Genomic DNA, 14,057 nt, shown 5'->3' with positions numbered 1-14,057 from the left:
CACCATGGGAAAACTCCACGACCGCATAGACGGCCGGCTGCGCGAGTTCATCGAGGCGCAGCCGATGTTCTTCACCGCGACCGCCCCGCTCGCCGGCGACGGCCACATCAACCTCTCCCCCAAGGGCCGCGCCGGGACGCTCGTCGTCATCGACGAACAGACCCTCGCCTACCTCGACTTCGGCGGCAGCGGCGCCGAGACCATCGCGCACGTCCGGGAGAACGGCCGGATCACGCTCATGTGGTGCGCCTTCAGCGGCCCGCCGAACATCGTGCGCGTCCACGGCGAGGGCGAGGCCGTCTTCCGCGACGACCCTCGCTGGGGTGAACTGGTCGCCCTGTTCGGGGATGCCGACGGACCCTCCGCGCGGGCCGTGATCGTGGTGCGCGCCCGCCGGATCACGGACGTGTGCGGTTACGCCGTCCCCTTCATGGAGTACCAGGGCGAGCGCACGCTCCACGCGGAGTACTTCGGCCGCAAGACGGACGAGGAGTTCGCGGCGTACTGCGAGAAGAAGGAATTCATCGAAACGAGCATCGACGGCCTGCCTGCGCTGCCGCTGCCCCTGCCGCCGCGTACCGTCTGACGGGTGCTGCGTACCGCTCTGCTCGCCGGCTCACTGGTCGTCACCGGCCTCTTCCCCCACGGCCCTTCGCCGCTGCCCGACCGCCTCGCCGACACCGGCGGCGGCAGCCAGCTGATCACGGCCGTCGCCCCGGCACCCGGGTCCACGACCGGGCGGGTGACCTGGTGGGACCGGCGGGCGGGGCACTGGTTCGAGGCCGGCAGCGCGCCGGCCCGCTTCGGTGCGAACGGCCTGACCGAGGGCGCGACCCGCACGCAGGGCACGAACACCACACCGACCGGCCTGTACGACCTCCCGTACGCGTTCGGCATCGCGCGCGCCCCTGCCGGGACGGAGGTCCGCTACCGGCGGGTGGGCCCCGCGTCGTGGTGGTGCCAGGACAACGCCTCGGGCAGTTACAACCGCTGGGTGGAGCCGCTGCCCGCGGACTGCGCGCCGGGCGAGGCCGAGCACCTGGTCTCGTACGAGAAGCAGTACGCGCACGCGCTGGTCATCGGCTTCAACTACGACCGCCCGGTGCGCGGCCGGGGCGCGGGCATCTTCCTGCACGTGAACGGCAGGGGCGCGACGGCCGGCTGCGTCTCGGTCCCGGAGCGGGCCATGCGGGCGATCCTGCGCTGGGCGAACCCCCGGCGCCGCCCGCACATCGCGGTCGGCACCGAGTCCGGGGCCCTTGCGGTGACCCGCTACTAGGAGCGGTCCCCGCCCAGTCTTCCTTCCGCCCTCAGCTGTCCTTCCGCCCTCAGCCTTCCTTCTGCGCCAGGCGCAGGAGGTGGTCGGCGAGGGCCTGGCCGCCCGCCGGGTCGCGGCTGATCAGCATCAGCGTGTCGTCGCCCGCGATCGTCCCGAGGATGGCCTGGAGCTCGGCCTGGTCGATCGCCGAGGCGAGGAACTGGGCCGCGCCCGGCGGGGTGCGCAGGACGACGAGGTTCGCGGAGGCCTCCGCCGAGATCAGCAGTTCGCCGGAGAGGCGCCGCATGCGCTCCTCCTTCGCCGACTCGCCCAGCGGTGCCTGCGGGGTGCGGAAACCGCCCTCGCTCGGGACCGCGTAGATCAGCTCGCCGCCGGTGTTGCGGATCTTCACCGCGCCCAGCTCGTCGAGGTCGCGGGAGAGCGTCGCCTGGGTGACGCTCAGCCCGTCGTCGGCGAGCAGTTTGGCCAGCTGGCTCTGGGAGCGGACCGGCTGCCGGTTGAGGATGTCCACGATCCGGCGGTGGCGGGCGGTGCGGGTCTGCGGGACGGCCTGGCCGCCGTGCTCGTTGTCCTGCGCCTGACTCATCGTCGTCTCATTCTCCGGATCCGTCCCCGTGGGCTGCGTCGCCGGCCGCGTCGAGGATGCCGGGCAGCGCCTGGAGGAACGCGTCCACCTCGGCCTCGGAAATCACGTACGGGGGCATGAGCCGTACGACGGCGGGGGCGGGCGCGTTGACCAGGAAGCCGGCGTCCTGAGCGGCCTTCTGCACCAGCGGTGCGAGCGACTCGGTCAGCACGATACCCAGCAGAAGGCCCTCACCACGGACATGGGAGACGAGCGCATGCCCGGAACCTTCGATTCCGGCCCGCAGCCGCTCGCCACGTGCCTTGACCTGCTCAAGGAGGCCCTCGGCGGCGATGGTGTCGATCACGGCGAGGCCTGCGGCGCAGGCGACCGGATTGCCGCCGAAGGTCGTGCCGTGCTGGCCGGGCTGGAGCAGGTCCGCGGCCGGGCCGAAGGCGGCGACGGCGCCGATCGGCAGTCCGCCGCCCAGACCCTTCGCGAGTGCGACCAGGTCGGGCTCGACACCCTCGTGCGCCTGGTGCTCGAACCACTGGCCGCAGCGCCCGATGCCGGTCTGCACCTCGTCGAGGACGAGCAGGGTGCCGGTCGCGCGGGTGATCTCCCGGGCGGCCGTCAGGTAGCCGGCCGGCGGGACGACCACGCCGTTCTCGCCCTGGATCGGCTCGATGACGACGAAGGCAGTCTCCTCGGTGACGGCGGCCCGCAGCGCTTCGACGTCGCCGTACGGAACGTGTGTGACGTCGCCGGGCAGCGGCAGGAAGGGGCCCTGCTTCGCGGGCTGCCCGGTGAGCGCGAGGGCGCCCATGGTCCGGCCGTGGAAACCGCCGGCGGTGGACACCATGCGGGTCCGCCCGGTCAGCCGGCCGATCTTGAAGGCGGCCTCGATGGCCTCGGCGCCGGAGTTGCAGAAGAAAACCTTGCCGGGGCGGCCGAAGAGCTGGAGCAGCCGCTCGCCGAGCGCGACGACCGGCTCGGAGGCGTAGAGGTTGGAGACGTGTCCGAGGGTCCGCACCTGCGCGGAGACCGCCTCGACGATCGCCGGGTGGGCGTGGCCGAGGGCGTTGACCGCGATGCCGCCGACGAAGTCGGTGTACTGCTTGCCGTCCGCGTCCCAGACCTGGGCGCCCTCGCCGCGCACCAGGGCCGTCGCGGGGGTGCCGTAGTTGTTGGCCAGCGCGTTCTGCCAGCGGGCGGCGTACCCCTGGTTGCCTGTCGACTCGCTCAATGTGCTCCCCCTTGCTGTCCGTCGGGCACGACCATCGTGCCGATTCCCTCGTCGGTGAAGATCTCCAGCAGGATCGAGTGCTGGACCCGCCCGTCGATCACGCGGGCCGTGCTCACCCCGCCCCGTACGGCGTGCAGGCAGCCCTCCATCTTGGGCACCATGCCGCTGGACAGCTCGGGCAGCAGCTTCTCCAGCTCGCTGACGGTGAGCCGGCTGATGACCTCGTCGCTGTTGGGCCAGTCCGCGTAGAGGCCCTCGACGTCCGTGAGGACCATCAGCGTCTCGGCGCCGAGCGCGGCGGCGAGTGCGGCGGCGGCCGTGTCGGCGTTCACGTTGTACACGTGGTGGTCGTCGGCGCTGCGCGCGATGGAGGAGATGACCGGGATCCGGCCGTCCGCCAGCAGCGCCTCGATCGCGCCCGTGTCGATGGCGGTGATCTCGCCGACCCGCCCGATGTCGACGAGCTCGCCCTCGATCTCCGGGGTGTGCTTGGTGGCGGTGATGGTGTGGGCGTCCTCGCCGGTCATGCCGACCGCGAGGGGCCCGTGCTGGTTGAGCAGCCCGACCAGCTCGCGCTGGACCTGGCCCGCCAGGACCATCCGTACGACGTCCATGGCCTCCGGGGTGGTGACCCGCAGGCCCGCCTTGAACTCGCTGACCAGGCCCTGCTTGTCGAGCTGGGCGTTGATCTGGGGGCCGCCGCCGTGCACCACGACGGGCTTGAGGCCCGCCTGGCGCAGGAAGACGACGTCCTGGGCGAAGGCGGCCTTGAGGTCCTCGTCGATCATGGCGTTGCCGCCGAACTTGATGACGACGATCTTGCCGTTGTGCCGGGTGAGCCAGGGCAGGGCCTCGATGAGGATCTCGGCCTTCGGCAGCGCGGTGTGCTTCCTCGCCGTACTCACGAGCTGTACGCGCTGTTCTCGTGGACGTACTCGGCGGTCAGGTCGTTGGCCCAGATCACGGCCGATTCGCCGCCGGTGGACAGGTCCGCGGTGATGCGGACCTCCCGGTCCTTCATGGAGACCAGGTCCCGGTCGTCGCCGACCGAGCCGTTCTTGCAGACCCAGACGCCGTTGATGGCGACGTTGAGCCGGTCGGGGTCGAAGGCCGCCTTGGTGGTGCCGATGGCCGAGAGCACCCGGCCCCAGTTCGGGTCCTCGCCGTGGATGGCGCACTTGAGCAGGTTGTTGCGGGCGATGGACCGGCCGACCTCGACCGCGTCGTCCTCGCTGGCCGCACCGATGACCTCGATGCGGATGTCCTTGCTGGCGCCCTCGGCGTCGCCGATCAGCTGGCGGGCGAGGTCGTCGCAGACCGTGCGTACGGCGTCCGCGAACTCCTCGTACGCCGGCACCTGACCGGACGCGCCCGAGGCGAGCAGCAGCACCGTGTCGTTGGTGGACATGCAGCCGTCGGAGTCCACCCGGTCGAAGGTGGTGCGGGTGGCGCCGCGCAGCGCCTTGTCGAGGGTGGCGGCGTCCACGTCGGCGTCGGTGGTGAGGACGACGAGCATGGTGGCCAGGCCCGGGGCGAGCATGCCCGCGCCCTTGGCCATGCCGCCGACGGTCCAGCCTCCCCGCGATGCGGTGGCCGTCTTGTGCACGGTGTCGGTGGTCTTGATGGCGATGGCCGCGGCCTCGCCGCCGTCCTCGCTCAGCGCGGCGACCGCGGTGTCGACGCCCGGCAGCAGCTTGTCCATGGGCAGCAGGACGCCGATCAGCCCGGTCGACGCGACGGCGACCTCACCGGCGTTGTGCTCGGCGCCCAGTGCGGCGGCGACCTTCTCGGCGGTGGCGTGGGTGTCCTGGAAGCCCTTGGGGCCGGTGCAGGCGTTGGCGCCGCCCGAGTTCAGGACGACCGCGCTGACGGTGCCGCCCCGCAGGACCTGCTCGGACCAGTGCACGGGCGCGGCCTTGACGCGGTTGGAGGTGAAGACGCCGGCGGCGGCGAGTCGGGGGCCGTTGTTGACGACGAGGGCGAGGTCCGGGTTGCCGTTCGCCTTGATCCCGGCCGCGATGCCCGCGGCCGTGAATCCCTGTGCTGCCGTGACGCTCACGGTGCGACTCCGATCGTGGAAAGACCCAGGCCCTCGTGGAGGCCGAGGGCGATGTTCATGCTCTGCACCGCGCCGCCGGCAGTGCCCTTGGTGAGGTTGTCGATGGCGCTGATCGCGATGATCCGCTGCGCGGCCTCGTCGTACGCGACCTGGATCTGAACGGCGTTGGAACCGTAGACGGACGCCGTCGCCGGCCACTGGCCCTCGGGCAGCAGGTGCACGAAGGGCTCGTCCGCGTACGCCTTCTCGTACGCGGCGCGGACCGCGTCGGCGGTGGTACCGGGGAGGGCCTTGGCGGAGCAGGTGGCGAGGATGCCGCGGGGCATGGGGGCGAGGGTCGGCGTGAACGACACCGTCACCCGCTGCCCGGCCGCGGGGCTGAGGTTTTGGATCATCTCGGGAATGTGCCGGTGTCCACCGCCGACCCCGTACGGGCTCATGGAGCCCATGACCTCGGAGCCGAGCAGGTGCGGCTTGAGCGCCTTGCCCGCGCCGGAGGTGCCGGTGGCGGCGACGATGACCGCGTCGGGCTCGGCGAGCTGCGCGGCGTACGCCGGGAAGAGCGCCAGCGTGACGGCGGTCGGGTAGCAGCCGGGGACGGCGATGCGCTTGGACCCCGCCAGCGCGGCGCGGCCGCCCGGCAGCTCGGGGAGCCCGTACGGCCAGGTCCCGGCGTGCGGGGCGCCGTAGAACTTGTCCCAGTCCGCGGAGTCCTTGAGCCGGTGGTCGGCGCCCATGTCGACGACGAGGACGTCCTCGCCGAGCTGTGCGGCGACAGCGGCGGACTGCCCGTGCGGCAGCGCGAGGAACACGACGTCGTGGCCGGCCAGGACCTCGGGCGTGGTCGCCTCCAGGGTGCGCCCCGCGAGCGGCACGAGGTGCGGCTGCAGGCCGCCGAGCAGCTGCCCGGCGTTGGAGTTCGCGGTCAGCGCGCCGATCTCCACCTCGGGGTGCGAGAGCAGCAGGCGCAGGACTTCACCGCCCGCATACCCACTGGCTCCGGCCACCGCTACACGTACCACCATCGGACCCTCCTCCTCGATGGCATGACTATACGTATCACCGCAGGTTTATGCAACGCGCCCTATGCCGCCGGCCCGCCCCCAATGTGACCGAGGATTTTAGTTTGCGGACGAGATAGATAGTTTGCGGATCTTAATCCCATAACGCTGCGTTGCGATCAGTTCCGAAGTCTGGCCCCGTGGCCGGCCGTGGGGTGCTGTGGTTGGCGAGTGGACGAGGCAGCGAGAGCGAAGATCCCGTCGGACTCAAGTCACCTGGATCAGCTGATCATGGAGTACAAGGGCGATGCCGGGCTACGGGACGGTCTGCGACTCGGAGACAGCTGGCCGCGACGGTGGAGCTCGACGTGGCGGGTGGGGGCCGGCGAGGCATCCTGGCCGATCCGGGATATGGCTCACGTGCCAGTGCTGGCGTCCCGGCCGATGCGAGGGTTCACATGGCGAGCGAAGCAGCGGCATCGCCCCGGACTTGAGGTGATGGCCGCAACGGGCAGGACGCACGGCTTCGAATCGTTGGAGGAGATGCGCCTACTGGTCGCGCTGGACTTCATGCGCGCATCGGAGGTGCTGTCGCAGCCGTTCCGGCTGGACTTCGAGCACGTACATGGGCAGTCCTGGCATATCCCGGACTTCCTGGCCATGGTCGGGAGCGGGATGTGGCTGTTGGACGTCCGCCCCATGGAACTGGTCAAGGAAGAGGACGCACTGAAGTTCGCGGCGGCCAGGGAGGTGGCGACCGCATGCGGTTGGCGGTACTCCGTGGTCGCGGGTTGGCGCCCGCATGTCTGGAGCGTTCTTGATCACTTGTCGTCGCGTCGGCGGCCGGTGAGGGATCTTCTGGACATGCGGACCCAGTTGCTGAACGTCATCGGCGGACAGGAGGGCCGCGTGATGACGTTCTCCGAGTTGGCGAACGCGACCAGCGTGCCTTCCGTTGGCCGGGCGAACATCGTCCGGCTGCTCTGGCACCGCGAGCTTGGTGTTGATCTGGGCAGCCCCTTGCGCGACAGCTCGCTGATCTGGGAGGCGTAATGGGGACAAGGGGGTTCTTACAGATCGCGCCGGGCAGGCAGGTTGCACTCAACGGCGTCGAGTGGACTATCGAAAATGTCCACGGCCAGCTCGGTCATCTCGTCCTCGTGGATACCGACGGCCGCACGGAGACCCGCTCGTTCCGTTGGCTCATCAACCATGCCGACCTGCGGCTCCTACCGAAAGCCGAAGCGACGGGGCGGCCTGCGCCGGTCTCCCGGCAGCCGAGGACCCTGGCTGACCTGACCGAGGACCAGCGGGAACGGGCCCGGCTCAAGGCCGCACATGTGCTGGAAGCCGAAACGGGGTTCCGGGAGGGCCACCGAGCTCGAGCCCTGCCGGGTGAACCCCGGCCGGCCTACGACCCGGACCGCACGACGCTGACCCAGCGCCGCCACGCGAAGGTGGCGGAGACAAAGGCGATGCCCCGTCCGGAGGCAGTCCGACTCGGTCTGCAACACCTCGGCTACCGGACCCTGGAAGGCCTGTCGGGGCTCTCGGGCGACAGCCTGCTTATGGCCTGCGCGGACGGGCGCTGGACACGGCGACGTAGTGGGCACCGCAGCGTCACCGAGGAGGTCCGTGAGGCCATCTTCGCAGTCAAGGGCGAGTGCAAAGAACGCTCCAGTCTGAGCCTGGCCGCCAAGCACCGATTGATGCACCAGTACATCCGCGAGCGTTTCCCGGCGTTTCCGACCGAGAAGATCCCTTCCCGCTGGACGCTCGCGGCAGTTTAGAAGGAGTGGTTCGGGCCCGGCGGCGCACGGCAGCGCTACGAACGGACGGCCGAGGCCGCCGCGGAGGCCGGAGTCTCAGGCAGGATGGTGGTTCACCGGCCCGGCCAGGTGCTGGTGCTGGACTCAACGCCGATGCCGGTGAAGCTGCGCGAGACCGTGTTCGGCGACGCGGTGACTGCGACGCTGACCCTCGCGCTCGATCTCTACACGCACGGGCTGCCGGCCTTCCGGCTCACGTTGCAGTCCGACACTTCGGTCGACGTCGCGATGCTGCTGCGGGACGTGATGCTGCCGCTTCCGATGCGGGATGGCTGGGGCGAGGACATGGAGTGGCCCTACGCCGGGGTCCCGGCCGACGTGATCGCCGAGTTCGCCGGGCACCAGGTCGCCGCTCTGCCGTTCTTCGCCCCGGAGACGGTCACCACCGATCACGGCGGCCCCTACAAGAACCACGACCTAGTGGAGGCCGAGCGGGAGATCGGCTGCCGAATTCTGCCAGCCCGCGTCCTGCGGCAGACCGATAAGTTCGCAGTCGAGCGGCAGTTCCTCACCATCCAGACCATGCTCTTCGAGCACCTACTGGGCTTCACCGGCGGTGACGTCGCGGACCGCGGGGCCGACCCGGAACGCGATGCGAGCCTCACACTCACGCAGGCCGAGCACGTCATCGCGACCTGGATCGTCCAGATCTGGCAGAACCGCAAACTAGGAGAATACGGCCCAAGCTGGGCACCAGGTGAGGACCACAGCCCCAACACTCTGTTCGCTGCGGCGATGGAACAGGGCGGATTCGACCTGGACTTCCCCGAACCGAGCTTCTACTACAAGGTTCTGCGACAGCACCACGTGAAGATCCATCCACGACGCGGGGTGAAAATCCTCGGGCTTTGGTATCACCACCCGGTCCTTGATGAGTCGCGCTTCCTGCAACCCTCCGCCCGAGGCGGCAAGCGCGCAGGCCAGTGGGTGGTCCGCAGTGATCGGAGAGACCGCCGACAGGTGTTCTTCCAGGACCCGGCCGACCACGAGACCTGGCACATCCTGCGGTGGCGAGGGCTACCGCCCGAGGGCGAGATCCCCGCCTTCTCCGAGAAGACCGCCGACGCCCTTCTGACACACGTGAGGGCGAACAAGATCAGGATCCACTCCGAGAGCGAGCTCTTGGAACACTTGTTGGAGATCCTCGGCTCGGTCACTCCCGTCGACCAATGGCCCAGCCAGGCCAAGAAAAAGGCCGGGAAGAAGCAGCGCGCCGCCCAGGCCCGCGAGATGACCCGCGCCCAAGCCGCGGCGGCCGACCGCCCGTCCGTCGCTGCTACGTCAGTCCCAGCAGACGAGCACGTTCCAACTGAGATGCCTGCGGCCTGGGCAGAGCACGCTCGCACGATCGACCGCGCGGTCGACGCCGACCGCCGTCGGCGACGCGAAGAAGCACTCGCTGGAATCAGCCCCGTTGCCCCGCCGACGCTGCACGAGGCGCTAAACCGACGGCCCATGTTCCGGCTTCCGCCCCCTGACGGATCGGAAGCCGACACGACTGTCCAGGAGGAAGACGCGTGACCCTAGCCTCCTCTCACGAGGATCTTCTGGAGGGTCTGCCTTCACGGGCCAGGATTGCCGAGTTGATCCTGAGCAACCACCCGCCCCGCGACACCTACGTCGGCTGGCAGCACTATCGCAAACACTGCGGCCTGCTTGTCCCAGCTCCCGCGATCTCACCGCAACAGTGGTCAGGCATCCCCGCCAGCCGGCAGTACGACTACGACCTCTACCGCGAGCTGACGAATGCGAACCTGCCGCTACAGGTCACTTCTATGCACGACAAGGTTGGCAAACTGATCCGGCGTCGGTTGAGTGGCAACACAAGGAAAAAGGATGACCCAACGCGCGCCGGCGTCATGGTGGGTGGTTGGGGCAACTACGGCAAGACCGCGTCCGTTTGTGCCGCCGGGGCCGTCTTCGAAGACCAGTGGTTGAAACTGCACGGCAGTCTCAACCCCGGGGCCCTGACAGGCACGCGTGATCTCCACGCGCCGGTCGTGTACGTCTCGACCCCAGTGACAGCGACCCCGAAGAGTCTTTGCGCGTCAATCCTGGGCTTCTTCCGTGCCCCGATCCGCAAGGCAGCCGGATTGCCAGAACTGGTACGGCAGGTCGCCGACTCCCTCCACGACCATGGCGTCAAAGTGCTGATTCTGGACGACATCAGTCGGTTGCGGATGCACAGAGCCGATGATCAGGACGTGCTTGACCTGATTCGGGCCTTCATGAGCCTGGACGTCACCTTGATCCTGATCGGCGTGAACATCTCCGGTATTGGGCTGCTACGCGAGGCCAAGTGGAACAAGAGGACCCGCCAATGGGAGATGCCGGAGCTGGAATCGACCCGCATCCACGGCCTGGAGATCACTCAGACAGAGCACCGATTCGAACTCATCGAGATCGATCGTTTTCGCTACATCACCCCGAAGCAGATCCAGGCGTTCGTCGATCATTTGAAGGGGATTGAGCGGCACCTGCGACTGTTGAACGCCAAGGAGGGCATGCTCACCAACGGTGCTATGCCAGAGTATTTGATGCGTCGCACCGGTGGCGTCGTCGGTCTGCTAGGACGTCTACTGGAGGACGGCGCCTACGAGGCCATGGAGTCCGGGAAAGAACTGATCGACGAGACCCTGCTGGACGAGATCGTGCTCCGCCGAGACGAGCCCGAACAGTCGCCTGACGAGCCAGTGGTCGCGGCCGACCCACCGGCCAGAACAAAGAAGACGACCTCACGGTCGAAACGGCCTCGGAACACCGTTTTCGACGACCATGGTCCTGCTGGCGCAACGGGGAGTTGAAACAAGCTATGCATCCATTGCCCCGGAGCTTAAGCCCGAGCCAAAATGAATCAATGGGGAGTTACCTGCGGAGGCTCTCATATCGTCTCGGGATTTCTCCAGTACATCTGGCGACCCTGACGGGCCTGCACAACTCTGATCGCCAGCGCAATCGGATGGGCCGCCATGCATTGATGGAGCTTGACACTGGCACCACCACGGCCTTCGTTCAGGCGACACGACTCAACCGAGAAGAGGTCACCTCACTCACTTTGTCAGCATGGAAGTACCGCTATCCTCCCATCCTTCGTTCCCTTCCTGGGCCTAGACAGCCCCTCCGACCGGACAGTTGGTTCCTCGTTGCTCCACGATTCTGTCCGCAGTGCCTCGCTGGTGACAGCACAAAGGACCGCATCCTCTGCGGAGGATCATGGAAAAAGGAGTGGCACCTCCCCGTTATTTTTTCTTGCACGGAACACAACATATTCCTGCGTGATAGTTGCCCGCGCTGCGACGAGCCGGCACAAGATAGCGCCATATTGATGCCGCGGCCGAACGACCATACTCTGCGTCCCGCGCAGTGCCGATGGACTGTTGAGTCTCCCGGAGTCCAGAAGCGAATGAGCAGGGCATGCGGCTACCCACTCGACAAACCCGCCACTGCGAGACCCGAGCTAGAACCGACGGATTCTCATCTTTCATTGCAACGGAAGATCATTGAGGCTCTCACCCTCACAACCTCGCATGACGATGCCGCAGCCTTCTTCACCCACCTACGGCTCGCCGTCGCCGCCCTCAACGCGTCATGGCCGGAAAGCAGTGACCTTATTGAACCTGATTACAGAGACCGCGTTGACCTCTACATGTCAGGCCAGACCGATTACCGGCGAACAGGCCGGGGCGGAACCCGCAGATACCAGATTATTGATGCGCTTCCCCGGGACGCTGCTGCAAGCGCGGCACTCTTGTCGGCAGCTCATTCACTCCTTGATGTCGACGATCTTCGCGAAAGCCTGACCCCTATCATTCGCGAAGGATTCAAAGACAAAGCCGGACGGGCGTCTTGGAACGGGCTTGTATCCAGGAACGAAAAAACTTGCTCTCAGGAATTCCGAGCCACCATTGAACCACTGACACGATCGTTTCGGATGACCAGAGACATCGCCAACGTCCGCTCGGCCACACGCAATGACTACCAACCTGAGCAGATCCCTGCATTCTTGGAGAATGACTGGTTCACACGCCATCTCCCACATGTTCCTGAGACATCCCCCAAGCTCTTACGCAGGACAGCGGCGGTTCGTCTAGTGCAGTGGGTGCTCGGCGGTTCCATGGGAGATTCTGCGGCATACCTGGGAATTCACAGCCATGGAGCAAAATTCCATACAGGAGTGGCCGTAAGTCGGGTCGATCCTCTTGAGTTCCATATGGGGCTTGAAGGCATCGCCGATGAGCTCTCTTCGATGTCGTCTCCGGTCGACTATCGCCGGCGCCGAGGTGCCCTGCGAGGTTGGGCGCTCGATCAGGATGCCTGGGAGGACATCATCAAGCAGCTGACGCCGACCCCGGCCAGCTGGCACCCCCCAGCGTTCGACGATCGCAAGCGACAAGTAGCCTCCGTCTTCGTCTGGGCTCAAGTGACCCAAGGCGAGCACGTCTTCGCCCCGAGGCCGATTGAGGCCGCTCAGACACCGGACGTCCAGCGCAAGTGGGGGCTCACGCGCAACACAACGTGGTGCCATCTGACCCGCCCCGACGCCGCCCCTCACTACGCCGACCTGCGAAAGGTCCTCACCAAGTACGCGATCCAGCTAGCCCAAAGCATCGACACCGGGCAACTGCCAGCACGATAATGACCAGCGCCGTGATGCCCGCTCGGCGGCTCTTCCCCACGGCTGCACATCGCCTCCAGCATCTGGTGCCGTTGGAGCGAGTGTGGGTAGCGGCGTGGTCGACGAGGTGAAAGTCTCGATTGTCCGACGCTCTACTGCCTCACCGTTCATCCTGGACGCATGACTTCTACCGATCCCGCCAGAGCCGACGAGCCGCAGACGATCACAGCGGTGACACGACGTGACATCTTCACGTACCTGCGCGGGATATCGCGCCCCTGGTGGGGCAAAATGGACGAGGTCACGTTCCTGGAGGGCCTCTACGACCTGGACCAACCTCCAGCCGGCGACAGCCAGCTTCCGACTGTCCGCGCCGATATGCAGCAGCACCGGTTCAACAACGAAGACTTGCCCGACGACTGGATCTTCGAGGACCCCCGCCTGGAGCTCTCTCACGGTCCGGACAAGGTGCTGCTCACCTTTCTGGCACGGATGGTGCATCCCGAAGTGGCGGCCGACTCCGGCGAAGCTATAAAGCACGTCGAGGAACTGAACCTGCTTCTGGGGCCGGACGGGTGGGGTCTGCGTCCGTACGAGTTCCTCTCGGGCCGCCCTCTGTATACGCCGGTACGAGTTCCGTCTAGCGGCCCATTGGTCCCGCTGCCGCTGGAGGATGAGGACACAGGCAAGCTCGACCTGGTCCTGGGCCAGACCTTCAGCCTCTTGGACTGCGCTGGCGAGGAGTCCGCACGCGACCTGCTGCGCACCGCGGTCCTGACGCTCCGCCGTGACGGCGGCTTCTTCAATCCCATACCTGGTGACAACTGGACCGATGCCACCTATGAGGCGGTCCTGACGGTGGAGCGCGAGCTTCTGCCCACCTGCACCTCGGAGGTGAAGGAGGTGGTCTGGCGGACGCTGCAGTCCGTGCTCATCCAGCTCAGGCGCATCGACGTCCAGGAGCTCGTGGTCGAAGGCGACATCCGACCGCTACCCAACATCCCGCCGGATTGGCGGACCCAAGCCGCAGCGCCCGCCACCCCTACCGTTCGAGGACTCCGACTCTCCTTCTCCACCACCGAGTTCGATGTCACCCGCAGGGACTTCACCGACCTAGAGATCCGCGGGTCGCAGGACAACAACGCGTTCCACTACCTCTACGACACCCGCGCCAGCCGGATGGTCACCGACTTCGTCCTCGACGACCGTCCGCAGGTAGCGACTCTGTGCAACGTCACCATCATCAAGAAGGGCGACACCTTCACGCCGAGGATCAAGTTCTGGAAGAAGGACAAGAAGAAGGCTGGGGAAGTCTCCACCACGCAGACAATGCCTGACACGGGGACCAGCCGGGCCGTCAAGGCGCTCTGAACCGCCCCGTGTCGAATGGAGACTCGATTTCATGAAAGGATCGAGTCATGGCACGACCTTCCCGTTACCCGCTTGAGCTCCGCCGTCGTGCG

The 14,057-nt window shown here is 67.2% G+C and carries 13 protein-coding genes and 1 pseudogene; 9 read left to right on the top strand and 5 right to left on the bottom strand.

From position 1 onward, the window contains the following. The first annotated feature begins 4 nt into the window (after nucleotides 1–4). Nucleotides 5–586, top strand: coding sequence for a pyridoxamine 5'-phosphate oxidase family protein (locus AB0M99_RS08955; RefSeq protein WP_365918138.1), 582 nt, complete (start codon nucleotides 5–7; stop codon nucleotides 584–586). A gap of 18 nt (nucleotides 587–604) precedes the next feature. After that, the gene (locus AB0M99_RS08950) at nucleotides 605–1,279 is read left to right on the top strand and encodes a L,D-transpeptidase family protein (RefSeq protein WP_365918492.1); all 675 of its coding nucleotides are present in this window, start codon (nucleotides 605–607) and stop codon (nucleotides 1,277–1,279) included. A 49-nt stretch (nucleotides 1,280–1,328) separates the two neighbouring features. On the opposite strand, the gene AB0M99_RS08945 is transcribed toward AB0M99_RS08950, so the two are convergent. Genes AB0M99_RS08945 through argC form a run of 5 tightly spaced genes read right to left on the bottom strand, consistent with a single transcriptional unit; the run spans nucleotide 1,329 to nucleotide 6,174 of the window. Further along, the gene (locus AB0M99_RS08945; RefSeq protein WP_266937803.1) at nucleotides 1,329–1,865 is read right to left on the bottom strand and encodes an arginine repressor; all 537 of its coding nucleotides are present in this window, start codon (nucleotides 1,863–1,865) and stop codon (nucleotides 1,329–1,331) included. 7 nt (nucleotides 1,866–1,872) lie between these two features. Next, the gene (locus AB0M99_RS08940; protein ID WP_365918136.1) at nucleotides 1,873–3,090 is read right to left on the bottom strand and encodes an acetylornithine transaminase; all 1,218 of its coding nucleotides are present in this window, start codon (nucleotides 3,088–3,090) and stop codon (nucleotides 1,873–1,875) included. Continuing rightward, nucleotides 3,087–3,995 (bottom strand): acetylglutamate kinase, encoded by a 909-nt coding sequence (gene argB, locus AB0M99_RS08935; RefSeq protein WP_365918134.1) that lies wholly within the window; start codon nucleotides 3,993–3,995, stop codon nucleotides 3,087–3,089. The genes AB0M99_RS08940 and argB overlap by 4 nt, the downstream gene beginning before the upstream one ends. Continuing rightward, nucleotides 3,992–5,149 (bottom strand): bifunctional glutamate N-acetyltransferase/amino-acid acetyltransferase ArgJ, encoded by a 1,158-nt coding sequence (gene argJ, locus AB0M99_RS08930; protein WP_365918132.1) that lies wholly within the window; start codon nucleotides 5,147–5,149, stop codon nucleotides 3,992–3,994. Before argJ ends, argB begins: the two co-directional genes overlap by 4 nt. After that, nucleotides 5,146–6,174: an N-acetyl-gamma-glutamyl-phosphate reductase gene (gene argC / locus AB0M99_RS08925; protein WP_365918131.1), complete on the bottom strand. Its 1,029-nt coding sequence runs from the start codon at nucleotides 6,172–6,174 to the stop codon at nucleotides 5,146–5,148. Before argC ends, argJ begins: the two co-directional genes overlap by 4 nt. Nucleotides 6,175–6,561: 387 nt before the next feature. Here argC and AB0M99_RS08920 point away from each other — a divergent pair, with 387 nt between their 5' ends. From AB0M99_RS08920 to AB0M99_RS08890, 7 genes and pseudogenes are all read left to right on the top strand, one after another. Next, nucleotides 6,562–7,203 (top strand): TnsA-like heteromeric transposase endonuclease subunit, encoded by a 642-nt coding sequence (locus tag AB0M99_RS08920; RefSeq protein ID WP_365918490.1) that lies wholly within the window; start codon nucleotides 6,562–6,564, stop codon nucleotides 7,201–7,203. Next, complete coding sequence (locus AB0M99_RS08915; RefSeq protein ID WP_365918129.1) at nucleotides 7,203–7,940, top strand: hypothetical protein; 738 nt, start codon at nucleotides 7,203–7,205, stop codon at nucleotides 7,938–7,940. The genes AB0M99_RS08920 and AB0M99_RS08915 overlap by 1 nt, the downstream gene beginning before the upstream one ends. A gap of 84 nt (nucleotides 7,941–8,024) precedes the next feature. After that, complete coding sequence (locus AB0M99_RS08910) at nucleotides 8,025–9,500, top strand: hypothetical protein (protein ID WP_365918127.1); 1,476 nt, start codon at nucleotides 8,025–8,027, stop codon at nucleotides 9,498–9,500. Then, on the top strand, nucleotides 9,497–10,783 hold the full coding sequence (locus tag AB0M99_RS08905) for a TniB family NTP-binding protein (RefSeq protein WP_365918125.1): 1,287 nt from the start codon (nucleotides 9,497–9,499) through the stop codon (nucleotides 10,781–10,783). The genes AB0M99_RS08910 and AB0M99_RS08905 overlap by 4 nt, the downstream gene beginning before the upstream one ends. A gap of 8 nt (nucleotides 10,784–10,791) precedes the next feature. Then, nucleotides 10,792–11,241, top strand: a pseudogene (locus tag AB0M99_RS08900) (TniQ family protein); the annotation flags it as partial. Nucleotides 11,242–11,463: 222 nt separating this feature from the next. Further along, nucleotides 11,464–12,615, top strand: coding sequence for a hypothetical protein (locus AB0M99_RS08895; protein ID WP_365918510.1), 1,152 nt, complete (start codon nucleotides 11,464–11,466; stop codon nucleotides 12,613–12,615). A 159-nt stretch (nucleotides 12,616–12,774) separates the two neighbouring features. Beyond that, nucleotides 12,775–13,965 carry a hypothetical protein gene (locus AB0M99_RS08890; RefSeq protein WP_365918123.1) on the top strand — a complete coding sequence of 397 codons (1,191 nt, stop codon included), beginning with the start codon at nucleotides 12,775–12,777 and terminating at the stop codon, nucleotides 13,963–13,965. The last annotated feature ends 92 nt before the right edge of the window (nucleotides 13,966–14,057 follow it).

It is taken from the genome of Streptomyces sp. NPDC051183 (assembly GCF_040682455.1).
GTDB lineage: Bacteria > Actinomycetota > Actinomycetes > Streptomycetales > Streptomycetaceae > Streptomyces.
The sequence above is the reverse complement of the archived record's forward strand: the minus strand, read 5'-3'. Positions and strand labels throughout refer to the sequence as shown.

Bases quoted from the DNA above. Each gene is read 5' to 3' on its own strand.
- AB0M99_RS08890 (WP_365918123.1), top strand. From the start codon at position 12,775: ATGACTTCTACCGATCCCGCCAGAGCCGACGAGCCGCAGACGATCACA.
- argC (WP_365918131.1), bottom strand. From the start codon at position 6,174: ATGGTGGTACGTGTAGCGGTGGCCGGAGCCAGTGGGTATGCGGGCGGT.
- AB0M99_RS08920 (WP_365918490.1), top strand. From the start codon at position 6,562: ATGGCTCACGTGCCAGTGCTGGCGTCCCGGCCGATGCGAGGGTTCACA.
- AB0M99_RS08955 (WP_365918138.1), top strand. From the start codon at position 5: ATGGGAAAACTCCACGACCGCATAGACGGCCGGCTGCGCGAGTTCATC.
- AB0M99_RS08915 (WP_365918129.1), top strand. From the start codon at position 7,203: ATGGGGACAAGGGGGTTCTTACAGATCGCGCCGGGCAGGCAGGTTGCA.
- AB0M99_RS08910 (WP_365918127.1), top strand. From the start codon at position 8,025: ATGGTGGTTCACCGGCCCGGCCAGGTGCTGGTGCTGGACTCAACGCCG.
- AB0M99_RS08945 (WP_266937803.1), bottom strand. From the start codon at position 1,865: ATGAGTCAGGCGCAGGACAACGAGCACGGCGGCCAGGCCGTCCCGCAG.